19 protein-coding genes are annotated in these 23,946 nt (G+C 64.3%); 9 read left to right on the top strand and 10 right to left on the bottom strand.

The window, feature by feature from the left end:
- The first annotated feature begins 18 nt into the window (after window positions 1–18).
- From hrpB to nhaA, 4 genes are all read left to right on the top strand, one after another.
- Window positions 19–2,481, top strand: coding sequence for an ATP-dependent helicase HrpB (hrpB, locus tag EOC93_RS05250; RefSeq protein WP_095484290.1), 2,463 nt, complete (start codon window positions 19–21; stop codon window positions 2,479–2,481).
- Between the two features lie 84 nt (window positions 2,482–2,565).
- Window positions 2,566–3,891, top strand: a complete 1,326-nt coding sequence (locus EOC93_RS05245) for an ActS/PrrB/RegB family redox-sensitive histidine kinase (RefSeq protein WP_164759047.1) — start codon at window positions 2,566–2,568, stop codon at window positions 3,889–3,891.
- A 64-nt stretch (window positions 3,892–3,955) separates the two neighbouring features.
- Window positions 3,956–4,519 carry an ActR/PrrA/RegA family redox response regulator transcription factor gene (locus tag EOC93_RS05240; RefSeq protein WP_082982096.1) on the top strand — a complete coding sequence of 188 codons (564 nt, stop codon included), beginning with the start codon at window positions 3,956–3,958 and terminating at the stop codon, window positions 4,517–4,519.
- A gap of 94 nt (window positions 4,520–4,613) precedes the next feature.
- Entirely contained in the window at window positions 4,614–5,810 is a 1,197-nt protein-coding gene (gene nhaA, locus EOC93_RS05235; RefSeq protein ID WP_127204056.1) for a Na+/H+ antiporter NhaA, read from the top strand.
- A 325-nt stretch (window positions 5,811–6,135) separates the two neighbouring features.
- Here the strand turns inward: nhaA and EOC93_RS05230 are convergent, their stop codons facing one another.
- Together EOC93_RS05230 and EOC93_RS05225 are read right to left on the bottom strand one after the other, a co-directional pair.
- Window positions 6,136–6,636 carry an MmcB family DNA repair protein gene (locus EOC93_RS05230; RefSeq protein WP_095484288.1) on the bottom strand — a complete coding sequence of 167 codons (501 nt, stop codon included), beginning with the start codon at window positions 6,634–6,636 and terminating at the stop codon, window positions 6,136–6,138.
- A 77-nt stretch (window positions 6,637–6,713) separates the two neighbouring features.
- Window positions 6,714–7,013, bottom strand: coding sequence for a DUF1330 domain-containing protein (locus EOC93_RS05225; protein ID WP_127204055.1), 300 nt, complete (start codon window positions 7,011–7,013; stop codon window positions 6,714–6,716).
- A gap of 151 nt (window positions 7,014–7,164) precedes the next feature.
- Here EOC93_RS05225 and EOC93_RS05220 point away from each other — a divergent pair, with 151 nt between their 5' ends.
- Window positions 7,165–7,491 carry a GYD domain-containing protein gene (locus tag EOC93_RS05220; protein WP_095483041.1) on the top strand — a complete coding sequence of 109 codons (327 nt, stop codon included), beginning with the start codon at window positions 7,165–7,167 and terminating at the stop codon, window positions 7,489–7,491.
- A gap of 44 nt (window positions 7,492–7,535) precedes the next feature.
- Here the strand turns inward: EOC93_RS05220 and cueR are convergent, their stop codons facing one another.
- On the bottom strand, window positions 7,536–7,958 hold the full coding sequence (gene cueR / locus EOC93_RS05215) for a Cu(I)-responsive transcriptional regulator (RefSeq protein WP_127204054.1): 423 nt from the start codon (window positions 7,956–7,958) through the stop codon (window positions 7,536–7,538).
- 225 nt (window positions 7,959–8,183) lie between these two features.
- Between cueR and EOC93_RS05210 the strand changes: the two genes are divergently transcribed.
- Entirely contained in the window at window positions 8,184–8,801 is a 618-nt protein-coding gene (locus EOC93_RS05210) for a L,D-transpeptidase (protein WP_095483051.1), read from the top strand.
- A 101-nt stretch (window positions 8,802–8,902) separates the two neighbouring features.
- Here the strand turns inward: EOC93_RS05210 and EOC93_RS05205 are convergent, their stop codons facing one another.
- From EOC93_RS05205 to EOC93_RS05180, 6 genes are all read right to left on the bottom strand, one after another.
- Window positions 8,903–9,472: a NifU family protein gene (locus EOC93_RS05205; protein ID WP_095483050.1), complete on the bottom strand. Its 570-nt coding sequence runs from the start codon at window positions 9,470–9,472 to the stop codon at window positions 8,903–8,905.
- 271 nt (window positions 9,473–9,743) lie between these two features.
- Entirely contained in the window at window positions 9,744–10,235 is a 492-nt protein-coding gene (locus EOC93_RS05200; RefSeq protein WP_095483040.1) for a universal stress protein, read from the bottom strand.
- A gap of 91 nt (window positions 10,236–10,326) precedes the next feature.
- Complete coding sequence (gene trpS, locus EOC93_RS05195) at window positions 10,327–11,394, bottom strand: tryptophan--tRNA ligase (RefSeq protein ID WP_127204053.1); 1,068 nt, start codon at window positions 11,392–11,394, stop codon at window positions 10,327–10,329.
- Between the two features lie 117 nt (window positions 11,395–11,511).
- The gene (murJ, locus tag EOC93_RS05190) at window positions 11,512–13,116 is read right to left on the bottom strand and encodes a murein biosynthesis integral membrane protein MurJ (protein ID WP_127204052.1); all 1,605 of its coding nucleotides are present in this window, start codon (window positions 13,114–13,116) and stop codon (window positions 11,512–11,514) included.
- A 46-nt stretch (window positions 13,117–13,162) separates the two neighbouring features.
- Window positions 13,163–15,964: a [protein-PII] uridylyltransferase gene (locus EOC93_RS05185; RefSeq protein ID WP_127204051.1), complete on the bottom strand. Its 2,802-nt coding sequence runs from the start codon at window positions 15,962–15,964 to the stop codon at window positions 13,163–13,165.
- A 33-nt stretch (window positions 15,965–15,997) separates the two neighbouring features.
- A complete protein-coding gene (locus tag EOC93_RS05180; protein ID WP_127204076.1) occupies window positions 15,998–16,849 on the bottom strand; it encodes a glycosyltransferase family 25 protein in 852 nt (283 codons plus the stop codon).
- A 191-nt stretch (window positions 16,850–17,040) separates the two neighbouring features.
- Here EOC93_RS05180 and EOC93_RS05175 point away from each other — a divergent pair, with 191 nt between their 5' ends.
- The 3 genes from EOC93_RS05175 to EOC93_RS05165 all read left to right on the top strand — a co-directional run bounded on the left by EOC93_RS05175 (window position 17,041) and on the right by EOC93_RS05165 (window position 20,914).
- Window positions 17,041–19,545, top strand: coding sequence for a heavy metal translocating P-type ATPase (locus tag EOC93_RS05175; RefSeq protein ID WP_127204050.1), 2,505 nt, complete (start codon window positions 17,041–17,043; stop codon window positions 19,543–19,545).
- Window positions 19,546–19,588: 43 nt separating this feature from the next.
- The gene (locus EOC93_RS05170; protein WP_095483034.1) at window positions 19,589–19,975 is read left to right on the top strand and encodes a DUF305 domain-containing protein; all 387 of its coding nucleotides are present in this window, start codon (window positions 19,589–19,591) and stop codon (window positions 19,973–19,975) included.
- Between the two features lie 93 nt (window positions 19,976–20,068).
- Window positions 20,069–20,914, top strand: coding sequence for an aldo/keto reductase (locus tag EOC93_RS05165; RefSeq protein ID WP_127204049.1), 846 nt, complete (start codon window positions 20,069–20,071; stop codon window positions 20,912–20,914).
- 223 nt (window positions 20,915–21,137) lie between these two features.
- Here EOC93_RS05165 and mutS read toward each other — a convergent pair whose 3' ends face one another.
- Window positions 21,138–23,888 (bottom strand): DNA mismatch repair protein MutS, encoded by a 2,751-nt coding sequence (mutS, locus tag EOC93_RS05155; RefSeq protein ID WP_127204048.1) that lies wholly within the window; start codon window positions 23,886–23,888, stop codon window positions 21,138–21,140.
- Between the last annotated feature and the right edge of the window lie 58 nt (window positions 23,889–23,946).

Here is a 23,946-nt window from a genome sequence, read left to right as displayed (position 1 = left end):
GAGTACGTCCGTGGGACGATGACCAGAAAACCCTTGCCGGAACTCCCGGTCTCCGCCGTGCTGCCGGCGCTCAGCGAGGCGCTTGGCCATGGCAACAGCGCCGTGCTGGTGGCGCCGCCCGGCGCCGGCAAGACGACGCTGGTGCCACTGGCGCTGCTCGATGCAGCATGGCTCGGCACGGGCAAGATCATTCTGCTCGAGCCGCGCCGGCTCGCTGCCCGCGCCGCTGCCCGCCGCATGGCCGAACTGCTCGGCGAGGAGCCCGGCGAGACGGTCGGCTATGCCATGCGCATGGAAAACCGGACCTCGGCAAGGACGAAAATTCTTGTCGTTACCGAGGGCGTGCTGTCCCGCATGATCCTCGACGATCCGGAACTGCCCGGTGTCTCGGCGGTGTTCTTCGACGAATTCCACGAGCGCTCGCTCGACGGCGATTTCGGTCTGGCGCTGGCGCTCGATGTGCAAGGTGCGCTGAGGCCCGATCTGCGATTGCTGGTGACGTCGGCAACGCTCGACGGCGCGCGTGTCGCTCGCTTGCTTTCCGGCGCCCCGGTGATCGAGAGCGAAGGCCGCGCCTTTCCCGTCGATATCCGTTACGACGAACGGCCGGCCGGCATCGCCATCGAGGACGCCATGGCCAAGGCGATCCGCGCGGCCCTTGCCGAGGAGAGCGGCAGCGTGCTCGCCTTCCTGCCCGGCCAGCGCGAGATCGAGCGCACCGCCGAGCGGCTGCAGGGCCGCGTCAGTGCCGACACCGACATCGTGCCACTCTACGGCATGCTCGACGGCAAGGCGCAGGACGCGGCCATCAAGCCGGCGCCATCCGGCCGCCGCAAGGTGGTGCTGGCAACGTCGATCGCCGAAACCTCGATCACCATCGACGGTGTGCGCGTCGTCATCGATTCCGGTCTGTCGCGGCTGCCGCGCTACGAGCCGGCCAGCGGCCTGACGCGGCTGGAGACGGTGCGTGTCAGCAGAGCCTCCGCCGACCAGCGCGCCGGCCGCGCCGGACGCACACAACCGGGCGTCGCCATCCGGCTGTGGCGAGCCGAGCAGACGGCGGCACTTCCCGCGTTCACCCCGCCGGAGATCATCGAGGCCGATCTTTCCGGACTTCTGCTCGATTGCGCCGCCTTCGGTGTTGCCGATCCAACGAGCCTTTCGTTCCTCGATCCGCCGCCGGCCCCGGCGCTCAACGAGGCAAGGTCGCTGCTTCGTGCGCTCGATGCCATTGACGAGGCAGGGCGCCTGACGGAAGCGGGTGCTGCGATGCGCAGGCTGGCGCTACCGGTGCGGCTCGCTCACATGGTCGCCGAGGCGGCGAAGACCGGCCAGGCGTTCGAGGCGGCCATGCTCGCCGTGCTGCTCACCGAGCGCGGCCTTGGCGGCGACGGCGCCGACCTCGAACGCCGGCTGATGCGGTTCCGATCCGAAAGATCGCCGCGCGCCACATCGGCGCGGCAGCTTGCAGAGCGGCTGGCGAGGCAGGCCGGTGGCGGGAGAAACAATGAGCAGGCTTCCGCCGGCGCCCTCCTCATCCGTGCCTGGCCGGACCGTGTCGCCAGGGCGCGCGGCGAGCGCGGCCGTTTCGTGCTGGCCAACGGTTCGGGCGCCATGCTCGACACCGCTGATCCCCTGGCGGGCGAAACCTGGCTCGTCGTCGCCGACCTGCAGGGCAAGGCGCAGAATGCCCGCATCACGGCAGCAGCGGCGATAGATGAGACCGACATTCGCGCTTCGCTTGCCGACAAGATCGAGACCCGCGGGGAAACGAGCTTCGACCGCGACAGGCGCGCGGTGCGCGTGCGCGAAACCGTTCGCCTCGGCGCCATCACGCTATCCGAACGCATGCTGCCGGCGCCGGCCGGCACTGAGGCGGATCACGCGATCCTTGACGCCTTGCGCCAACACGGGCTGTCGCTTTTGCCGTGGGGCAAGGAGGCGGAAACGCTGCGCCAACGGCTCGGCTGGCTGCATCGCGGCCTCGGCGCGCCCTGGCCCGACGTTTCCGACGCCGCGCTCATCGACAGTCTCGACGATTGGCTGCTGCCGTACCTCTCTGGTGCGGCGTCGTTCGCCGCGATCGACCCGGGCGTGCTTTCGATCGGCCTCATGGCATTGGTGCCGCACGATCTCCAGCGCAGGATCGAGGCGCTGGCGCCGACCCATTTCGACGCGCCGTCAGGCAGTCGCGTGCCGATCCGCTATGACGGCGAATGGCCGGTGCTGGCGATCCGCGTCCAGGAGCTGTTCGGTCTCGACCGGCACCCTTCGATTGCCAATGGCACCGTGCCGCTGACGCTCGAGCTTTTGTCGCCCGCGCACCGGCCGATCCAGACGACGCGCGACCTGCCCGGTTTCTGGCGCGGTTCCTGGGCCGATGTGCGGGCCGACATGCGTGGCCGCTATCCCCGGCACGTCTGGCCGGAGAACCCGCTTCTCGCCGCCGCCACCAGCCGCGCCAAACCGCGTGGCAGCTGACGCAGACCGACCATGATCCGATCATGGTCAACAAGAAGACAGAAACATCTACCGCTTCTCCTTTCCCGGCTATAATCCTTGGTCATGATAAACATCCTGCAGGCGCCCGACTTCCAGCAAAGCCAGCGGCTGCGTCTCAACACGCTGATCAGGCTGCGCTGGCTCGCCATCGTCGGCCAGAGCCTGACGGTGCTCGTCGTTGCCTATGGGCTGAAATTTCCGCTGCCTGTCAGCCTCTGCTTCGCGCTGATCGCCTGCTCTGCCTGGATGAACCTGTTGCTGACCTTCCGCTATCCGGCAGCGCATCGGCTGACGCCGCTGCCGGCCTTTGCCATCCTGACCATCGACAGCCTGCAGCTTGCCGGCCTGCTCTACATGACCGGCGGCCTCACCAATCCGTTTTCGGTGCTGGTGACCGTGCCGGTGGTCATCTCGGCGACGTCGCTGCCGCTGCGCCTGACGGCCATCCTCGGCGCGCTGGTGATGGTGGCGGCGACCCTGCTGGTCTTCTTCCATCTGCCGCTGCCCTGGTATGAGGGCGCGCCGCTGGAGATGCCGTTCATCTATGTCGCAGGCATGTGGATGGCGGTGTTTTCCTCGATCGCCTTCACCGCGATCTACGCCTTCCGCGTGGCCGAGGAAGCACGCTTGCTCGCCAACGCGCTTGCCGCCACCGAGCTGGTGCTGCAGCGCGAGCAGCACCTGTCGGCACTGGACGGCCTTGCCGCCGCCGCCGCGCATGAGCTGGGCACGCCACTTGCCACCATCACCCTTGTCGTCAAGGAGATGGAGAAGGCACTTGGCAATGACCCGAAATACCGGGACGACGTGACCCTGCTGCGCTCGCAGAGCGAGCGTTGCCGCGAAATTCTCAAACGTCTCACCAGCCTCTCGTCTGAGGGCGAGGCGCATCTCTCCCGCCTGCCGCTGACCTCGCTGGTCGAGGAGATGACGGCGCCGCACCGTGATTTCGGCATCTCGATCAAGCTTCGTCCCGGCGAGCGCATCGGCCCCGAACCGGTAGGGCGGCGCAATCCCGGCGTCATCTACGGCCTCGGCAATCTGGTCGAGAACGCCGTCGATTTTGCCCGCAAGGCCGTCACCGTGCGCTGGAGCTGGAACGAGGCCGCCGTTACCTTCTCGATCACCGACGACGGGCCGGGTTTCCCTCCCGAAATCATCGACCGCATCGGCGAGCCCTATATGTCGACACGCCAGGGCACCGAGGCCGGCGGCGGCCTGGGCCTGGGGCTTTTCATAGCCAAGACCTTGCTGGAACGCTCGGGGGCCACGCTTGATTTCCGCAATTCAAACGAGCCGGGCGAGGGCGCCATCGTGCAGATATCGTGGCCACGCAGCGTCTTCCTCAATCCTGAATCGGCTTCGGCCACCATGTTTGACACGGCTTGAATTGGACAACAGCGCTCCAAAACGATATTTGCGTAAAAATCAGGCAGCAGGAATTTAGAAGACGATGAATGGCGACGAAACGATTGGCGCAATGGTTGAAGGCGAGGACACCTCGCTGTTGATCGTCGACGACGACAAGCCATTCCTCACGCGACTTGCCCGCGCCATGGAAACCAGGGGTTTCGTGGTCGAGACGGCCGAGAGCGTCGAGGAGGCGGTGGCCAAGGCGCGCGCCAACCCGCCCGCTTATGCCGTGGTCGACATGCGGCTCGCCGACGGCAACGGCCTCGATGTCGTCGCCGCCATCCGCGAGAAGCGCGACGACGCCCGCGCCATCATCCTCACCGGCTACGGCAACATCGCCACTGCGGTGACGGCGGTGAAACTGGGAGCCATCGACTATCTGTCGAAGCCGGCCGATGCCGACGACATTTTCGCCGCCCTAACCCGCACCGCTGGCGAACGCGCCGCACCGCCTGAAAACCCGATGTCGGCCGACCGCGTGCGCTGGGAGCACATCCAGCGCGTCTACGAAATGTGCGACCGCAACGTCTCCGAGACCGCGCGCCGGCTTAACATGCACCGCCGCACGCTGCAGCGGATATTGGCCAAGCGCGCGCCCCGCTGATTAACGGCTGACTGACAGGCTGCTTGCCTCATTGCCGGGGCTTGCTCATCATCCTGCGAAGTGATTCCGTCCACCCGGGAACATGAGAGGCGACATGCAGGACCAGAAGCAGCGGCCGGTCTCCATTTTCCGCGAATTCCTCGACAGCGAGGCGGCCGGCGGCATCATCCTGATGGCAGCCGCGGCACTGGCGCTGATCGTCGCCAATTCGCCGCTGGCCGAAACCTACTTCGACGCCCTTCACGTCTATCTGGGACCGCTCAGCGTATCGCACTGGATCAATGACGGCCTGATGGCCGTCTTTTTCCTGCTGGTCGGCCTGGAGATCAAGCGCGAGATGCTGGACGGACAGCTCTCGACTTGGCCGCGGCGCGTCCTGCCCGGCGTCGCCGCCGCCGGCGGCATGCTGGTGCCGGCACTTGTCTATGTCGCCATCAACCGCGACAACCCAGCCGCTCTGTCCGGCTGGGCGATCCCGACCGCTACCGACATCGCGTTTGCGCTCGGCGTGCTGTCGCTGCTCGGCAACCGCGTGCCGGGGTCGCTGAAGGTATTCCTCACCGCGCTTGCCATCATCGACGACCTTGGCGCGGTCGTCATCATCGCCGTGTTCTACACGAGCGGCCTGTCGCTCGCCTATCTCGGCGCCGCCTTCGCGGTCATCGCTCTGCTCATCGCGCTCAACCGCATGGGCGTGCTGACGCTGCTGCCCTATCTCGTGCTTGGAGCCGTTCTGTGGGTGCTGGTGCTGAAGTCAGGCGTGCATGCCACGCTCGCCGGCGTGGCGCTGGCCCTGAGCATACCCCTGAAGGTCACTCCGGGCATCAGCCATGATCTCGACCATTCACCGCTGCATCGGCTCGAACACGGCCTGCATAACATCGTGCCGTTGTTCGTCATCCCGATCTTCGGCTTTGCCAATGCCGGCGTCTCGTTGGCCGGCCTGAGCGCAGCCGCTCTGGTCGAGCCGCTTACGCTGGGCGTTGCCGCCGGCCTCGTCGCCGGCAAGCTGGTCGGCGTGTTCGGCTCTTCCGCGCTTGCCATCCGGCTCGGCTTCGCCGACCTGCCTGTCAATGCCGGCTGGCTGCACATGGTTGGCATTTCGCTGCTCTGCGGCATCGGCTTCACCATGAGCCTGTTCATCGGCCTGCTCGCTTTCGCCAACAACGTCGAGCTGCAGGACGCGGTCAAGGTCGGCATCCTGGCCGGATCCTTCATCGCCGCGATCCTCGGCGCCGCCGTGCTGCTGGTCGCGCCGGCTGCGAACGGGGCGGACGAGGAAGAAGAATAGAAACTGGCTAGGTCGAGATTGATCATCATTTCGCCATCGGGCGAAGCTGCCGATCTCGCCCCTTGCGGGGGAGATGCCCGGCAGGGCAGAGGGGGGTGCTGTCGCTCCGACCTGCCAAACCTATCGCAACAAAACCCCTAAGACTGTTTCCCGATTGGGGGTGTGTTAAGCTGAAAGTTGGCAATCCTTCCCACCCCCCTCTGTCCTGCCGGACATCTCCCCCGCAAGGGGGGAGATCGGATGCCGCTTAGGCTTTCGCCAACCACGAACGCTGGCAGTCGGGTAGGCAGCACAAAGCACTGTATCCAGATAGCTCGAACGTTCTCTACTCGCTCTCGCCCTCCAGCGCCGGCACCGAGACGCCGGCGAGTTCCGCCGCGAGCAGCCGCGATGCTCCGGCCCGTGCGATCCTCAGCATCAGCGCCTTGCGCGTCGCCGCCGCCATGCGGTGCTCCGGCGCGTCGCGCAGGATTTCGGCGCCGTAGCCGTCGGACAGGATAAAACCGCATTCCTGCGGAAATATTTCCGAGGGCACGCCGGGATGGGTGGCGAAGAAGAAGCGGTCGGAGTGCAGCCGGTAGTCCGGCCATTTGCGGTCGACCCTGAAATCTTCGATCGAGGATTTGATCTCGATGATCCAGATGTCGCCCTGGCGGGTCAGCGCGACAAGGTCGGCGCGGCGCCCGGTCGCCAGCGACAGTTCGGGCAGCACATGCGCGCCCATTTCCTTAAGCAGCCGCTGCACGCCGCGCCGCACCAGCATGGCACGCTCGGACTGGCGGCCATCGATGAGCGGGTTGAGAGGGACAGGCGAGATGATTGGCATGGCAGCACCATGCCAGATTCTGTTCACGGTTTGAACCCGCTTTCTTCAGGCGATTATCCGGTTGGCAGCCCGGGCCTTTAACTGACCGGCATCATGCCCTCCAGCGCAATGATCCTCGTCCTTGCGCAGCGTTCGCGGATAGCTTTGAGCCGACCGTATTCTGGAGAGTCGTACCATGCCATGAGCGAAGCCATGTCCGGGAACTCGACAATGACCAGGCGATGAGGTTCCCAATCGCCTTCCAGCACTTTGGTGGCTCCGCCGCGAGCGATGTATCTTCCTCCATAGCGCGCTTCGGTTGCTGGTACATCCCGGCGGTATTCCTCGAAAACGGCGGCATCGGTTATGTCTACATCAGCAATAAGATAGGCTGCCATTGGCCTTACTCCCTGAAGAGAGCCAGTGAAGCACCTCCATTAGCGGCCCCGCAACTAAGCCAGCGGTACTACGCCTCGGAAACGACTCGCCTTCTCTCCGATTGGGGCGCTTAACTGGGTTCGTTGGCGCAGCTCTGGGAGGAGACGAACCATGCCGATGTATCTTACGAAATTCAGCTATACGCCCGAAACCTGGGCGCGCTTGATCGAAAACCCCGAGGATCGCCGCGAGGCGGCCCGTTCCTACATCGAATCGGTGGGCGGAAAGCTGCACGGGTTCTGGTACGCCTTCGGAGAGCACGATGGTTGGAATCTGTGGGAGGCGCCAGACAATGTCTCGATGGCATCTGTCATGCTGGCTATCGGTGCGGGCGGGGCGCTCAGCTCGCATGAGACCACCGTCCTCCTAAGCGTCGAAGAGACGATGCAAGCGCTTGGGAAGGCAAAGTCGATCCGGTATCGCCCGCCGGGGTCGTAAGGGCCGTCCGTTTGCGGCCTCGCGGAGTGCCGGAGGCTGGTCGCTCATGCCGCCGCGGAAGCGATTTTATCTCCAGCCAGCGCAGCCCCGGCAATATCATCCAGGATACGGCAGTGCGGCCGGTCGTCGCCGTGGCAGGCATGGATCAGCTTCTGCAAGGTCGAACGCATCGACTGCAACTCGCGCACCTTCTCCTCGATCGCCGTCACATGCGCGGCGGCGATCTCGCGCACATCATGGCTGGCGCGGCTGCGGTCCTGGTAGAGCGCCATCAATTGGCGGCAGTCGTCGATGGAAAAGCCGAGATTGCGCGAGCGGCGCAGAAAAGTCAGCCGGTGGATGTCGTCGCCGCAATAGTCGCGGTAGCCGTTGCCGGCGCGCGCAGGACGGATCAGGCCGATCTCCTCATAGTAGCGGATGGTCTTGGCCGGCAGGCCGGAACGGCGGGCGGCATCTCCGACATTCATGACAGTTCCTCGACCTTCGGCGGTCCGGCGAGCCGCCCCATTGAATTTCCTTCACAATCTAGCGAAGGCCGTTGCCGAAAAGCCACAGTTACGCACTTACCGGCGCGTAAGCCCCTGCATATAGGCATCGCGCGCTTGGCAAGCAAAGCAAATGCCAGCATGAATGATGGTGACAAAGCGGCCGTCTCGAGCCGCTCTATTTCGGGCGGGGCATCGGACCTTTTCATGCGCATGAAGTCATTCGCAATCGTCGCCGCACTTGCGCTGTCGACGGCTATTGCTGGTTGCAGCACCATCGGCTCGCAGATATTCACCAGCAACTATGGCCCGATGACCGATGCGGGCTATCAACTGCCGCGCATTCCGATCGAAAAGGTGCCGTTCAAGTACCGTCGGCAGGTGGTGAGCTACGACACCGATGAAAAGCCGGGCACTATCGTCGTCGATACGCAGAACAAGTTTCTCTATTACGTCATGGGCGGCGGCGAGGCGATGCGTTACGGCATCGGCGTCGGCCGCGAGGGATTTGAATGGCGCGGCACCGCCCGCATCGCGGTGAAGCGCGAATGGCCGACCTGGACGCCGCCTTCGGCGATGATCAAGCGCCAGCCGGAGCTCGCCAAGTTTGCCGGCGGCATGGAGCCGGGATTGACGAACCCACTCGGCGCGCGCGCGCTGTATCTGTTCAACAGAGGCGGCGATTCGGGCTACCGCCTGCATGGCAGCCCGGAATGGAACTCGATCGGCAAAGCGATGTCGTCGGGCTGCATCCGCCTGATGAACCAGGACATCATCGACCTTTACGACCGCACCTCCGTCGGCGCCAAGGTTATCGTTCTTTAGAACTCATACGCGGACCGTCTAGGCAACAACTGACGTCCCAAAACAGAAAACCGGGCAATTCGGCCCGGTTTTTTGTTGTCGCGAGAAGGCGAATGGAGTCCTTAAGAGACCTGCTCGACCTGCTGAACCTCGGGCACAAAATGCCGGAGCAGGTTCTGGATGCCATGCTTCAGCGTCGCCGTCGATGACGGGCAGCCGGCGCAGGCGCCTTTCATGTGCAGGAATACGGTGCCGTTCTCGAAGCCGCGGAAGGTGATGTCGCCACCGTCCTGGGCGACGGCCGGGCGCACCCGCGTGTCGAGCAGTTCCTTGATGGTGATGACCAGCTCCTCGTCGGCCTTGTCGTAGAATTCGCCGGTCTGGCTGGTCTCTGCAGCGGGACCGGCCTTGGCCATGACAGGCGCGCCGGACATAAAGTGTTCCATGATGGCGCCGAGGATCGCCGGCTTCAGATGCTGCCAGTCGGGACCGTCCTTGGTCACGGTGACGAAGTCATAGCCGAAAAAGACGCCGGTGACGCCCGGGATCTCGAACAGCCGGCCGGCCAGCGGCGAAGCTGAGGCGGCGCTGTCGGCATCACGGAAATCGGCGGTGCCTTCGACGAGCACTTCCTTGCCGGGCAGGAATTTCAATGTCGCCGGATTTGGCGTCGATTCGGTCTGGATGAACATGGACGTCTCCGTGCCCATTCGGGCAGACAGTTTGGAATAATTCTAAATAGGCCTTCTCGGCGGGACATTCAAGCGAAAGCCATCGCTAGAACGGCTGGCTGGGAGAATGTTTTTGCGGTCTTCTGCAACATGGTTTGAGGTGTGTTGAGCCAGGGCGAGCCGAAAATGATGGTTTCCGAGAACCGGAGCGGAGCGTACTTTTGGTACGTGAGCACCGGAAGCGCAGGAAGCCGCCGTTTGCAGGCCGACCTCACCTGAATATCAGCACACCTCAGGCCAGGCTGTCGATTTCTTCGTCAGACAGGTTCTGCGGCACCACCGTCACCGGGATGGGGAAGGCGGCGCCCTTGCCGGCGACCGCGCCGACCAGCGGCCCCGGCCCCTCCTTGCCGGCGCCGGCCGCCAGCACGAGGATGGCGATATCCTGGTCTTCTTCGATCAATTTGTGGATCTCTTCCGTCGGCTTGCCTTCGCGCACCACCAGTTCCGGCTCGATGCCGAGCTTCTGGCGCACCTTGTTGGCATAGCTGTCGAGGGCCGCGCGAGCCGTCGCTGTAGCCTCCTCGCGCATGATCTTCTCGACACCCAGCCAATGCTGGAAATCGTCCGGCTCGATCACATAGAGCAGCACCAGCACGCCGTTGGTGCTCTGCGCGCGCTTCGAGGCGTAGACGACGGCCCGCTCGCATTCAGGCGTGTCGTCGATGATCGCCAGGAACTTGCGGCGATGGCCGGCTTCGCGGCTGAGGCGTTTGGAGACCATATTCACCCTGTTCGACGGTTTCGGTTCGCAATCTGCCACCGCCACAGCCCGGCCGCAAGCGACCGGCGGATGTAGCGATGTTGGGCGCAGATCAGCTTTGCAGCAGGCCGATGATGTCGCGCACGGTCTTCATCGTCGCCTCGGCCAATAGTCCCGCGCGCTCGCCGCCATCCCTGAGCACTGCGTCGACATAGGCACGGTCATCGGAAATGCGGCGCATTTCACCGGCGACCGGCGCCAGCTTTTCCACGGCAAGGTCGGCCAACGCCGGCTTGAACACCGAAAACTGCTGGCCGCCGAACTCTTTCAGCACCGCCTCCTTCGATATCTCGGCGAGACCCGCATAGATGCCGACGAGGTTTTCGGCTTCGGGCCGGCTGGCAAGGCCGTCCAATTCCCCGGGCAACGCCTCGGGGTCGGTCTTGGCCTTGCGGATTTTCTTCGAGATGGTGTCGGCATCGTCGGTCAGATTGATGCGCGACAGGTCCGACGGGTCCGACTTCGACATCTTCTTCGAGCCGTCGCGCAGCGACATGATGCGCGCCGCCGGTCCGCCGATGATCGGCTCGGTCAGCGGGAAATAGCCGTTCACCGTCTCTTCGCCGACCTTCATCTCTATGCCGACGCCAAGGCCGGCGATGCGGTCCGAAAAGTCGTTGTTGAATTTTTGCGCGATGTCGCGTGTCAGCTCCAGATGCTGCTTCTGGTCATCGCCGACCGGCACATGGGTGGCACGGTAGACAAGGATGTCGGCAGCCATCAGGCTCGGATAGGCAAGCAGCCCGAGCGAGGCGTTCTCGCGGTCCTTGCCGGCCTTGTCCTTGAACTGCGTCATGCGGTTCATCCAGCCGATGCGGGCCACGCAGTTGAAGATCCAGGCGAGCTCGGCGTGCTGCATGACCCGCGACTGGTTGAAGACGATGTGCTTTTTCGGGTCGATGCCGGAGGCGAGAAACGCCGCGGTGATCGCACGCGTTTGATCCGCCAGGTCCTCATGCACGAGCTGCGCGGTCAGCGAATGCAGGTCGACGACGCAATAGATGCAATCGGAGGTGTCCTGCAGGGCGATGAATTTCTTGATGGCGCCGAGATAGTTGCCGAGGTGCAGATTGCCGGTCGGCTGGACGCCGGAAAAGACGAGCGGTTTGAAGGCGGTCATGATGTCCTCATGGCTTGTGGAGGGCCGTTTCGCGCGCGGCGAAAGTCTTTCGACGGCGCGCTTATGGACGAAGGCGGCGATCCGATCAAGACCGGCGCCGCGCTCAGAGTCTGCGGATTATTCGTCCAGTTCGGATTTTGGGACAGGCGTTGCCTTCGCCGCTCCTCGCCTGATATTGCGCCGGATCATGCCGAAGTCGGCGCCGCCGGTGGCGAAGGCGGTGACGAAATAAAGCAACGCCCCGCCGGCTACCAGCGCAAGAAGCGTCGTAGCCTTGATGACCAGCGGCGAGCCCGAGGCAAGCCAGGCGGCAAACCAGTGCTCGGCAAAATACAGCGCCGCCCCCATCACCGCCGCTGACAGCACCAGCCGTGGGATACGTCTCATGAGTGGCACGTCGCGGCCCCAATGGCCGCGCCGGATCAGCACGCCGAGCAACATCAGCGCATTGACCCAGCCGGCGACGGCCGAAGCAACCGCGATGCCCGGCGCGCCCATCGACGGAAACAGCGTCAGCGCGGTGGTGACGTTCACCGCCACCGAGATGGCGGCGAAGATCATCGGCGTGCGCGTGTCCTCGCGGGCGAAATAGCCTGGGGTGAACGCCTTGATCAGCACGAAGGCCGGCAAGCCCAGGCCGAAGATCGCCAGGATCGCCGCCACGATCGGCGTCGAGCCGTTGGCGGCAAACGCGCCGCGTTCGTAGACCAGCCCCACGATCGGCTCCGACATGACCAGCAGCGCTGCCGCCGCCGGCAAGGTCAGGAACAAGGTGAACTCCACCGACCGGTTCTGCAGATTGGCCGCCTCGATCAGATTGCCCGACTTAAGCGCCCGCGACAGTTCGGGCAGCAGCACGATGGCAACGGCCACGCCGACGACGCCAAGCGGCAGCTGATAGATGCGATCGGCGTAAGCGAGCGACGACACCGCGCTGTCCTGCGCCGAGGCGATCGCCGTGCCGATCAGCTGGTTGATCTGGGTGATACCGCCGGTGATCGCCGCCGGCAGCGCCAGGATCAGCAGCCGCTTGACGTTCGGCGTCATCTTTGGCCGGCGGAAACCGATCGAGATGCCGGCATGGCGCACCGCCACCCATACGATCGCCAGTTGCACCAGTCCCGCCGCCAGCACGCCCCAGGCCAGCGCGAAGCCGACGGTGCGCGCGTCCGATCCCTTGTGCCAGGCATAGGCAAGCACGCCGATCAGGATAATGTTGAGGAACACTGGCGCCACCGCGGCGGCGAAATAGCGGCGCAGCGAATTCAGCATGCCGGCCATCATGGCGCCGAGCGACATGCAGATCAGGTAGGGAAACATGATGGTCGCAAGTCCGACCGTCATCTCGAACTTTCCCGGCGTGTCGGCAAAGCCCGGCGCCACCAGGTAGCGCACGATCAGCGGCATCGCCAGTTCCATGGCGATGGTCAGCGCCAGCAGCGCCGTGAACAGCACGCCGAACACCTCTTCGGAGAAGCGCTTGGCGCCATCGGTGCCGTGCGTCTCGATTTCCTTGGCGAAGAGCGGCACGAAGGCGGCGTTGAAGGCGCCTTCGGCAAACAGCCGGCGAAAGGTGTTGGGAAACTGGAAGGCGGCGTTGAAGGCGTCGGCGATCGGCCCGGTGCCGAGGGCGGCCGCCATCAGCATTTCACGGCAGAAACCGAGGGCGCGGCTCATCAGCGTGCCGGAAGCGACCGTCGCGAATTTCTTGACAAGGCTCATTTGTGCGGAGAGTGCCTGCGTGATGGGGAAAAATCGAGGCCGGCGTTCACTCGGCGGCGGCCTTGGCCTTGCCGCCGCGCTCCGGCACGGTGCCTTCGAGGGCCGCGATCAGCCTGTTGTGAATGGCGGTCGTGCGCGTTGGGCTGTCGATCTTCTGGCCGGTGAGATCTGTGACATAGAACGTGTCGATGACCTTTTCGCCGAAGGTGGTGATGTGCGCCGACGCGATATCGAGCGACAGGTCGGACAGCGCCCCGGTGATCTCCGACAGCAGGCCCGGCCGATCCAGCCCCTCGACCTCGATCACCGAGAACCGGTTCGACAGCGTGTTACGGATTTCAGCGCGTGGCTGGATGCGGAACACCTTGGCGCCACGCCGCGGCTTGGTCCGCTTTTCGATCATCTCAGGCAGCCAGCTCTTGCCCGACAGCACGTCCTCAATCAGGCGGCCGACGCGTTCGGCGCGGCGGCGCTCGTCCTCGTCGCGGTCGAACTCCCTCGAGATCAGGATAGTGTCCAGCGCGCGGCCATCTGAGGTGGTGAAGATCTGCGCATCGACGATGTTGCCGCCAGCCGCCACACAGGCGCCGGCAATGACCGAAAGCAGGCGGGGATGGTCTTGCGCCAGCACGGTGATCTCGGTCACCGCCTCGAACTGGTGGGTCTTGATCATGGTGGCGAGCTTCTTGCCCGCCGCATCCGCCTCGCGGATGAATTCGGCGTGGCGAAGCTGGTCGGCGAGGTCGACCGTCAGCAGATAATTCTCGTAATGCTTGCCGACATAGCGCTTGCGGGCCTTTTCCGGCCAATCGGCGAGCGCCTCGGCCAGCAGCTCGCGTGCCACCGCCGTCCGCTTGGCGCGCGACACTTCCGAAAATCCGCCGGTCAACAGCAGCTCGGTCTCGTAGTAAAGCGTGCGCAGCAACTGCCCCTTCCAGCCGTTCCAGACGCCCGGCCCGACGCCTCTGATATCGCAGACGGTGAGGATGAGCAGCAGCTTCAGCCGTTCGACCGACTGCACGATCGCGGCGAAATCCTCGATCGTCTTGCGATCGTTGAGATCGCGGGTCTGTGCCGTCATGGACATGACGAGATGGTTCTCGACCAGCCAGGCGACCGTTTCGGTGTCGGCGGCCGAGAGCCCCATATGCGGGCAGATCCGCCGCGCGATCCTGGCGCCCCCTTCGGAATGGTCCTCCGGCCGCCCTTTGGCGATATCGTGCAAAAGCACCGCGACATAGAGCGCCTCGCGGCTCTTCTTCAGCCCCGGCATCAGCGAATGCGAAAGCGGATGGACCTTCTCGCCGTCGCCGCGCTCGATCTCGGCCAGCACGCCGATACAGCGGATGAGGTGCTCGTCCACCGTATAGTGGTGATACATCGAGAACTGCATCATGGCGACGATCTTGCCGAAATCCGGGATCAGCTTTCCAAGCAGTCCCGCTTCGTTCATGCGCCTGAGGTTGAGTTCGGCATTGCGGTCCGACGTCAATATGTCGAGGAACAGCCGATTGGCTTCCTCGTCGCGCCTGAGTGCCTTGCCGACGAGGCCGAGCGAACGGGTCAAAAGCTTCAGTGCATCGGGGTGGAATTCGAGCCCATGCTTGTCGGCGAACCAGAACAGCCTCAAGAGATTGACCGGGTCGCGCTCGAACACCTGGTCGTCGGCGATGTTGATGCGATGGTTGTCGATAATGAAATCGGACGTGCCGGCAAGCTTGCGCTTGCGGCGCGAGAAGGTGAGGAAGATACGGTTGAAGCCCGGCACATGCTTGGCCTGCTCTTCCTCGAGCGCAGCGCAGAAGATGCGGGTGAGATCCCCGACATCCTTGGCGACGAGGAAGTAGTGCTTCATGAAGCGCTCGACCGCCGACAGGCCCGGATGCGTGGTGTAGCCCAGCCGTTCGGCGATCTCGCGCTGGATGTCGAAATGCAGCCGTTCCTCGGCCTTGCCGGTTAGGAAATGCATGTGGCAGCGCACTGCCCACAGGAAATCCTCGGCCTTCTGGAATTCCCTGTATTCGCCGTCGGTGAAGACGCCCTTGTCGACCAGCTCCTCGCCGGTGCGCACCCGGTAGAAGTATTTGCCGATCCAGAACAGCGTCTGCAGGTCGCGCAGGCCGCCCTTGCCGTCCTTGACGTTGGGTTCGACCAAATAGCGGCTTTCGCCGGCCTTGGCGTGGCGTTCGTCGCGTTCGGCAAGCTTGGCCTGCACATATTCGGGCCCGGTTGTGCGCACCACCTCGCGGTCGAAACGCTGCAGGAGCTCGTCATAGAGCTTCTGCTCGCCCCACAGGAAACGCGCTTCCAGGATCGAGGTGCGGATGGTGATGTCGGTGCGCGACTGCCGCAGGCATTCGTCGATGTTGCGGGTGGCGTGGCCGACCTTCAGCCCCAGATCCCATAGCATGTAGAGCATGTATTCAACGATCTGCTCGCCCCATGGCGTCTGCTTGTAGGGCAGCAGGAAGAGGAGATCGATGTCGGATCCCGGCGCCAGCGTGCCGCGGCCATAGCCGCCGACCGCGACGACGGCCATGCGTTCGGCCGATGACGGGTTTTTGACGCGATAGACATGGGTGGCGGCGAAATCGTAGAGCGCGCGGATGATTTCGTCCATGAGATGCGACAGCCGGGCGGCGCAGGCGGTGCCGCTGCCATCGTCCATCAGCATGCGTTCGGCGACGGCGCGGCCGGCTGCCAGCCTGCCCTTGAGAAGCTGGAGAACACCGGCGCGCGCAGTTTTGCCGGAGCCGTCGCCTGCCGTGGCCGCAGTCAGCGCGGTCATCTCGCGGCGCAAGGCTTCGCCGTCGATCAGTTCATCGAGCTTTAGAGAGATTCTTGCCATGTGCGCAGATCGGCCTCGCCGTTTCGGCGGCGTCTATAGCGCGTTTTCGCGGCGCTGGGTATGGGGCGGACGGACACGCTCTCCACGGTAGTCGAACGGGATGATCGTCTCCTGCCGCAGCCGGCAGAGGTCGAAAATCTGCTGCACGATCCGCTTGACCTCGGACTTGATCTTGTTGGCTCCCGTCTTCTTGTGTCTTTTGACCATGCCGATTGCAGCCCACTGGTCGCTCCGCTCCGATTTGAGCAGGCTTGGCAGCCCGATCGCCTTGTCGCCCAGGAACTGGTCCTGGACGCACAGCGCTGGAACAAGCTGATAGATGGTCTTGCTGGACGATGTTGCCAAGCGCGGATTGAAGACGACGTGATCGACCGGAATACCGATATCCTCGGTGGCATTGATGAGGTCGTGCGCGGCCTGCCTTGAAACTACATAGCCGGCTGTCCCGATGTGGATCCTGTGAAGCCTGGACACGAAAAAGCCGCGGCCTGCAGAGACGTGTTTGCGCGCGATCGTGGTTTTCTTGAAGAACGTCTCCAGCTTGACGATATCGGCATCGGCCGGAATCCAGCCGGTATCGGCAAGCAATGCGCCGGCTTTTGCGGAAAAGACGATGTCGTCCTCGAAGACGGCACCGTAGGCATCGTCGCCGGCCGCGATGATCGCCCAGCAGGCTTTATGGCTGAGGAGACAAGCGATCTCGGCGTCGGCCAGGCGCAGCAATGACTTGCGCTTGACACGCAGCGGCATGCGGGCGAGGTCCGGCCGATCCTGCGCGTCGATCGCTGCAACCCGTTCGAACTGAACGCCGAGACCGGCAAACTCGGCCGTCATATGGGCGAGCCTGTCGCGGGACCGATCGAGATTGATGACCAGGCATTTCATTTGAACGGCGTCGATGCGGTTAGCCAAGAGTGGTGGCGTCCATAGCATATGGATGCGGTTGGGTGCGGGATTTTCCGACCCAGGCCCATCCGGCATACACCACGGCACGAAAGGTTGAAATTGGCCCTTGACCTTCCAGTCACTGGAAGCATTACCTCCGTTTCAAGATCGAGACAGAGAGGCCTCTCCGCATGACCCATTCCGACCACGACCATCACGCGCATAGCGGCTGCTGCTCGGCGAAAGCTGCTCCGTCCATCGCCGACGCGGTCATTCGCGATCCGGTCTGCGGCATGACCGTCGATCCGGCCGCCGGCAAGCCGACAGCCGAGCATGGCGGCCATCGCTATCATTTCTGCAGCGAGAGCTGCCGTTCGAAATTCGCGGCCGAGCCGGAAAAGTACCTTACGGCCACCGACCCGGTCTGCGGCATGCGTGTCGACCGTGCCACCGCGAAGCACTTTTCCCGGCATGAAGGCCAGGGCTTCTATTTTTGCTCGGCCGGTTGCAAGGTGAAATTCGAGGCGGAGCCGGCAAAGTATCTTGGCGACAAGCCAGAGCCTCAGGCGATGCCGAAAGGCACGCAATATACCTGCCCGATGCATCCCGAAATCGTCCGCGACAAGCCAGGCGCCTGCCCGATCTGCGGCATGGCGCTGGAGCCGATGGGCGTACCGACCGGCGATGAGGGGCCGAACCCGGAACTGGTCGATTTCACCAGACGCTTCTGGGTGAGTGCCGTGTTGTCCGTGCCATTGCTGATATTCGCCATGGCGCCGATGCTCGGCGTGACGTTTAGCGCTTTTATCGAGGATTCGGCGAAGGTCTGGGTGGAACTGGCGCTTGCGAGCCCGGTTGTGCTGTGGGCCGCCTTTCCCTTCTTCCATCGCGGTTGGGATTCGATTCTCAACCGCAGTCCCAACATGTGGACGCTGATCTCGCTCGGTGTTGGTGCCGCCTATCTCTACAGCGTCGTCGCCACGCTGTTCCCGGATATATTTCCGCACCAGTTCCGCGGTCATGAGGGCACGGTTCCGGTTTATTTCGAGGCGGCCGCCGTCATCGTGGCGCTGGTTTTTCTCGGCCAGGTGCTGGAATTGCGCGCCCGTGAAAAAACCGGTTCGGCGATCCGCGCGCTGCTCGACCTTGCGCCAAAGAGCGCGCGGCTGATCAGCGGGGACGGTTCCGAAAACGACGTGCCGCTCGACACGGTCAAGGTCGGCGATCGCCTGCGCATCCGTCCCGGCGACGCCGTGCCGGTCGATGGCATCGTGCTGGAAGGCCGCTCTTCCATCGACGAATCGATGCTATCAGGCGAGCCGCTGCCGGTCGAAAAGACTGAAGGCGCCCCCGTCACCGGCGGCACGCTCAACAAGAACGGTTCGCTGATCATGCGCGCCGAGAGGATCGGCGCCGAGACCACGCTGGCACGGATCGTCGAACTCGTCGCCAAGGCGCAGCGTTCGCGTGCGCCGATCCAGGGTCTGGCCGACCGCGTCTCCTTCTATTTTGTCCCGGCCGTCGTGGTGGTTGCGATCGTTGCGTTCGTCGCCTGGGCGATCTTCGGGCCGCAACCCAGCCTGATCTTTGCCATCGTCTCGGCGGTCTCGGTGCTGATCATCGCCTGTCCTTGCGCGCTGGGGCTTGCCACGCCGATGTCGATCATGACCGCCACAGGGCGCGGCGCGCATGCCGGAGTGCTGATCAAGGACGCGGAGGCGCTCGAACGCTTTGCCTCGGTCGACACGCTGATCGTCGACAAGACCGGCACATTGACCGAAGGCCGGCCGAGATTGACCGACGTCGTCGCTGCCGAGGGCGTGACGGAAGATGATCTCCTCGCACTCGCCGCCGGCCTGGAAAAAGGCTCGGAGCACCCGCTGGCCGAGGCAATCGTCGAAGGTGCCCGTGAACGCGGGGTGGAGATCCCCGACGCCGGCGGTTTCGAGGCGGTCACCGGCAAGGGCGTTTCCGGCACGGTGTCGGGAAAGAAGGTCGCGCTCGGCAACGCCGCGATGATGGCCGATCTCGGCATCGATATCGCATCCGTCTCGACCAGCGCCGAGACGCTGCAGGCAGAGGGCAAGACCGCGATGTTCGTCGCCGTCGGCAACAAACTGGCTGGCATCGTCGCCGTCGCCGACCCGATCAAGGCGACGACATCAGAGGCGATCAAGGCGCTGCACGACCGCGGCCTGAGGATCATCATGGCGACCGGCGACAACGAACGCACGGCGAAAGCCATCGCCAGCAAACTCGGCATCGACGAGGTGCGTGCCGGCCTGCTGCCGGAACAGAAGAGCGCGCTGGTCGAGGAGTTGCGCGCCAGGGGCGCCGGCGTCGCCATGGCCGGTGACGGCGTCAACGACGCGCCGGCGCTGGCCGCTGCCGATGTCGGCATCGCCATGGGAACCGGTGCCGATGTCGCGGTCGAAAGCGCTGGGATCACGCTGGTCAAGGGCGATCTCAACGGCATCGTCCGGGCCCGCACGCTCGCCCAGGCGACGATCCGCAACATCCGCCAGAACCTGTTCTTCGCCTTCCTCTACAACGTGCTTGGGGTGCCGGTCGCCGCCGGCGTGCTCTATCCGCTCACCGGCTCGCTTTTGTCGCCGATGCTGGCGGCGGCGGCGATGAGCCTGTCCTCGGTTTCGGTCATCACCAACGCGTTGCGGCTCAGGACGTTGAAACTCTGAGCGAAATCCCCAGATAGGAATTCGTTCAAAAAGGAGATCATGAATGACCTTGGCCAAGAAGATCGTGCTGCTGCTGATGGCGGCGGGAATGCTGCTTGCCGTTTTCCTCGAAAGCATTCCCTCGCAAGCCCAGGAGATGAAACACGACATGGGGGCGATGAGCGCGCAAAGCCCCTCAACCGACGGCTACAAGGCGGCGATGGACAAGATGCACACCGCCATGATGGCGATCGAGCATTCCGGCAATGCCGATATCGATTTCGCCCGCAGCATGATCCCGCATCACCAGGCCGCGATCGACATGGCCAAGGTCGAGCTCGCCAATGGCAAGGATCCGGAAATGCGCAAGCTGGCCGAAGCGGTGATCGCCGCGCAGGAAGCCGAGATCAAGCAGATGCAGGATTGGCTCGCCGCCCACCCTGTGAAGTAGGCACCAAATCAGTCCGGAGGAAATCCAGGGAAGGACTTTCATCTGGATTTCTCCCGAAGGCTGTGCTGCCATCGGGCCCGACTGGAGCGCGCCATGCCGTCAACGATAAGAACCACCACATTGCCCTCGGGCGAAGCCGTTCCCGTGCTGGGTCAAGGCACGTGGAAGATGGGCGACGATTTCAGCCGCCATGCCGATGAGGTCAACGCGCTGAAGCTTGGGCTCGATCTCGGCATGACGCTGATCGACACCGCCGAAATGTATGCCAGCGGCGGGGCCGAGGAGGTGGTGGCGGATGCCATTGCCGGGCGCCGCGACGAGGTGTTCCTGGTCTCCAAGGTGCTGCCGTCCAACGCCTCGCGCACCGGCGTGCCGGCGGCCTGCGAGAAAAGCCTCAGGCATCTGCGCACCGACCGTATCGATCTTTATCTGCTGCATTGGCCCGGCAGCGTGCCGCTGACGGAAACGGTCGAGGCCTTCGAGGCGTTGAAAAAGGCCGGCAAGATTCGCCACTGGGGCGTCAGCAATTTCGACACCCACGAGATGGAGGAACTGGTCAGCCTGCCGGGCGGCGGCAACGTCCAGAGCAACCAGATCCTCTACAATCTGTCTCAGCGCGGCCCCGAATTCGACCTTGCGCCATGGAGCCGGCAGCGCGGCATTCCGCTGATGGCCTATTCGCCGGTCGATCAGGGCGTATTGGCTCGCAATGCCAAGCTCGAAGCCATCGCCGTCCGCCACGACGCCACGCCGGCTCAGCTGGCGCTGGCCTGGTTGATGGCACAGCCAGGTGTCATCGCCATTCCGAAAGCCGGCAAACAAGAGCATGTCCGCCAGAATGTCGCTGCGTTGGACATCGAGCTCACCTCGGAAGATTTCGCAGAAATCGACCGCGCCTTCCCACCACCGACGCGCAAGCGCGGGCTGCAGATGATTTGAGGAATAGCGGGAAATAAAACTAAGGCCGCGTTCCTTCGCGTCCCCTCTGTCCTGCCGGACATCTCCCCCACAGGTGGGGAGATTCGCTATCACCATCGCGTTCGCCAATCTCCAACGCTAGAGAGAAGATGCTGTCTGCGAAGCTGCCAATCTCCCCCCAAGTGGGGGAGATGTCCGGCAGGACAGAGGGGGGCGCCGTAGAGCGCTATCGGACGAGGCCCAACTACTTCCCCGCCATTCCCTTCAGCCTGTAAAGCGCCTCAAGCGCCTCCCTCGGCGTCATCTCGTCGGGGTTGATCGCACCGAGCGCGGCACCGAGTGCATCGTCCTTCACCGGCTTTTGCGCTTCCCGCCTCACCGCCACCGAAAACAGCGGCAGATCGTCGACCAGCCGGTTTGCCTTGCCTGAAACCTCGCCCGCTTCAAGCTGGTGCAGCACTTCCCTGGCCCGCCCGACCACCGCTTCCGGCAGGCCGGCCAGTCGCGCCACCTGCACGCCATAGGAGCGGTCGGCGGCACCCTTGCCGACCTCGTGCAGGAAGACCACGTCGCCCTCCCATTCCTTGACGCGCATGGTGACGTTGTGCAGTCGAGCGAGTTTGCCGGCCAGCGCCGTCATCTCGTGGAAATGGGTGGCGAAGATCGCCCGGCAGCGGTTCTTCTCGTGCAGATACTCGACCGCCGCCCAGGCGATCGACAGGCCGTCGAAGGTCGCGGTGCCGCGGCCGATTTCATCCAGGATCACCAGCGCGCGTTCGCCGGCCTGGTTGAGGATCGCCGCCGTCTCGACCATCTCGACCATGAAGGTCGAGCGGCCGCGCGCCAGATCGTCCGAGGCGCCGACACGCGAAAACAGCCGGTCGACGACGCCGATGTGAGCTGATGCCGCCGGCACGAAGGAGCCGGTCTGGGCGAGGATGGCGATCAGCGCGTTCTGCCTGAGGAAGGTCGATTTGCCGCCCATATTGGGGCCGGTCAGCAGCCATATCGCGCCGTTTTTGGCGTCACCTTCCGGCGACAGATCGCAATCGTTGGCGACAAACGGTCCTTCGCCCGAACGCCGCAGCGACTGTTCCACCACCGGATGTCGCCCGCCCGAAATCGCGAAGGCGAGGCTCGCATCCACCAGCGGCCGGCACCAGGCCTCGCTTTCGGACAGCAGGGCGAGGGCTGCCGACACGTCGAGCACGGCGAGCGCTTCGGCGCCGGCGCGGATCGCGTCCGCCTGGCCGACCGCTTCCGCCGTCAGCGTTTCGAAGGCGGCAAGCTCGATCGCCAGTGCCCGGTCGGCGGCATTGGCGATCTTCGATTCCAGCTCGGCCAGTTCCGTCGTGGTGAAGCGCATGGCATTGGCCATGGTCTGGCGATGGATGAAGCGCGCCTTCGCCCCGTCGCTGCCGGTCATGATCGCATGGTGGTTGGCGGTGACCTCGATATAGTAGCCGAGCACATTGTTGTGCCGGATCTTTAGCGAGCGGATGCCGGTCTCGTCGATCAGCGAGCGCTCCAGCCCGGCGATCACCTTGCGCGATTCGTCGCGCAGTGCCCGCATCTCGTCGAGTTCGGCGTGATAGCCGCCGCGGACGAAGCCGCCGTCGCGCTTGAGCAGCGGCAACTCGTCGCCGAGCGCCTGCGTCAGATGCTCGACCAGCGGGCGTGGCAGCGCCTCGATCGCCGCCAGCGCCGCCGCCAGTTCTTGTGGAAGGGTAGTCGCCCCAAACAGTTCGGCGATAGCACCGGCTGCCTCGAACCCCGCACGCAGCGCGCCGAGATCGCGCGGGCCGCCGCGGTTGAGCGCCAGCCGGGAAAGCGCGCGCGGCATGTCGGCGACGCTCTTCAGGCTCGTCCGCACCGCTTGGCACAGCCGCGTCTCGGAGCGGAAGAACGACACCGAGTCCAGCCTCGCGCCGATCGCCGCCGGGTCGGTCAGCGGCGCCATCAGCCGGTCGGCGAGCAGCCTTGCGCCGCCACCGGTCACCGTGCGGTCGATCGCCTTGAACAGCGAGCCTTCGCGGCTGCCGGACAAGGTGCGCAGCAGTTCCAGATTGGCGCGTGTCGCCGGGTCGATGAACAGCGTCGAGCCCTGCTCCTCGCGCTCGGGCCGCGACAGTGGCGGCCGCTCGGCCTTCTGCGTCTTCTCGACATAGGCGATCACACCCGAGATCGCCGACAGTTCGGCGCGCGAAAACGTGCCGAAACTGTCCGGCGTCGCCACTTCGAAGAAACGGGCGATGCGGCCGGCGGCCGACGCCGAGTCGAACAGGCTCGGCGGCTGCGGATTAGCGACGCGGCCGAGCACATCGAACACCGGTTTCAGCTCGGGATCGTAAAACACCGGCTCGGCGACGATCAGCTCGCGTGGGTCGACGCGAAAGACATCGGCGAGCAGCCGGTCGGCGGTGGTCTCGGCAACGCGGAAGGCACCAGTCGAGATCTCGATCCAGGCCAGCGCAAAACTTCCTTGGTTCCCTGTCGCGCTGCCGCGCTCCCCGCCTCTTGGCTCCGCTCCGCCCTTGACCCGGCCAAGCGCCATCAGGAAACTCGATTCCGACGGCGCCAGCAATTTGTCCTCGGTGATGGTGCCGGGCGTCACCAGCCGCACCACGTCGCGGCGCACCACCGACTTACCGCCGCGCTTCTTCGCCTCGGCCGGATCCTCGATCTGCTCGCAGACGGCGACGCGGAACCCTTGTCCGATCAGCTTCTGCAGGTAATCGTCGGCGGCATGCACCGGCACGCCGCACATCGGGATGTCGAGCCCCTGGTGCTTGCCGCGCTTGGTCAAGACGATGCCGAGCGCCCGGCTCGCCTTCTCGGCGTCGTCGAAGAACAGCTCGTAGAAATCGCCCATGCGGTAGAACAGCAGCGAGTCCGGATTCGCCGCCTTGATCTCGATATACTGCTCCATCATCGGCGTCGCCGGCGCAAAGGCCGGCGTAGCGCTGTCGCTGCGAATGGGCGTTTCGTCGTTCAAGAAGCTGCTTCCAAAATTTCCCAAGCCATCTGCTTGGCGGTTTACAGCGGCGAAGTGT

This window comes from Mesorhizobium sp. M6A.T.Ce.TU.002.03.1.1, from assembly GCF_003997275.1.
In the GTDB taxonomy this organism is placed as follows: domain Bacteria; phylum Pseudomonadota; class Alphaproteobacteria; order Rhizobiales; family Rhizobiaceae; genus Mesorhizobium; species Mesorhizobium mediterraneum.
This window is presented reverse-complemented; position numbering and strand designations above follow the sequence as displayed.

Excerpts from the sequence above, each read along its gene's own strand:
- hrpB (WP_095484290.1), top strand. The coding sequence starts at position 19 with ATGACCAGAAAACCCTTGCCGGAACTCCCGGTCTCCGCCGTGCTGCCG.
- EOC93_RS05245 (WP_164759047.1), top strand. The coding sequence starts at position 2,566 with ATGATAAACATCCTGCAGGCGCCCGACTTCCAGCAAAGCCAGCGGCTG.
- EOC93_RS05240 (WP_082982096.1), top strand. The coding sequence starts at position 3,956 with ATGAATGGCGACGAAACGATTGGCGCAATGGTTGAAGGCGAGGACACC.
- nhaA (WP_127204056.1), top strand. The coding sequence starts at position 4,614 with ATGCAGGACCAGAAGCAGCGGCCGGTCTCCATTTTCCGCGAATTCCTC.
- EOC93_RS05230 (WP_095484288.1), bottom strand. The coding sequence starts at position 6,636 with ATGCCAATCATCTCGCCTGTCCCTCTCAACCCGCTCATCGATGGCCGC.
- EOC93_RS05225 (WP_127204055.1), bottom strand. The coding sequence starts at position 7,013 with ATGGCAGCCTATCTTATTGCTGATGTAGACATAACCGATGCCGCCGTT.
- EOC93_RS05220 (WP_095483041.1), top strand. The coding sequence starts at position 7,165 with ATGCCGATGTATCTTACGAAATTCAGCTATACGCCCGAAACCTGGGCG.
- cueR (WP_127204054.1), bottom strand. The coding sequence starts at position 7,958 with ATGAATGTCGGAGATGCCGCCCGCCGTTCCGGCCTGCCGGCCAAGACC.
- EOC93_RS05210 (WP_095483051.1), top strand. The coding sequence starts at position 8,184 with ATGCGCATGAAGTCATTCGCAATCGTCGCCGCACTTGCGCTGTCGACG.
- EOC93_RS05205 (WP_095483050.1), bottom strand. The coding sequence starts at position 9,472 with ATGTTCATCCAGACCGAATCGACGCCAAATCCGGCGACATTGAAATTC.
- EOC93_RS05200 (WP_095483040.1), bottom strand. The coding sequence starts at position 10,235 with ATGGTCTCCAAACGCCTCAGCCGCGAAGCCGGCCATCGCCGCAAGTTC.
- trpS (WP_127204053.1), bottom strand. The coding sequence starts at position 11,394 with ATGACCGCCTTCAAACCGCTCGTCTTTTCCGGCGTCCAGCCGACCGGC.
- murJ (WP_127204052.1), bottom strand. The coding sequence starts at position 13,116 with ATGAGCCTTGTCAAGAAATTCGCGACGGTCGCTTCCGGCACGCTGATG.
- EOC93_RS05185 (WP_127204051.1), bottom strand. The coding sequence starts at position 15,964 with ATGGCAAGAATCTCTCTAAAGCTCGATGAACTGATCGACGGCGAAGCC.
- EOC93_RS05180 (WP_127204076.1), bottom strand. The coding sequence starts at position 16,849 with ATGAAATGCCTGGTCATCAATCTCGATCGGTCCCGCGACAGGCTCGCC.
- EOC93_RS05175 (WP_127204050.1), top strand. The coding sequence starts at position 17,041 with ATGACCCATTCCGACCACGACCATCACGCGCATAGCGGCTGCTGCTCG.
- EOC93_RS05170 (WP_095483034.1), top strand. The coding sequence starts at position 19,589 with ATGACCTTGGCCAAGAAGATCGTGCTGCTGCTGATGGCGGCGGGAATG.
- EOC93_RS05165 (WP_127204049.1), top strand. The coding sequence starts at position 20,069 with ATGCCGTCAACGATAAGAACCACCACATTGCCCTCGGGCGAAGCCGTT.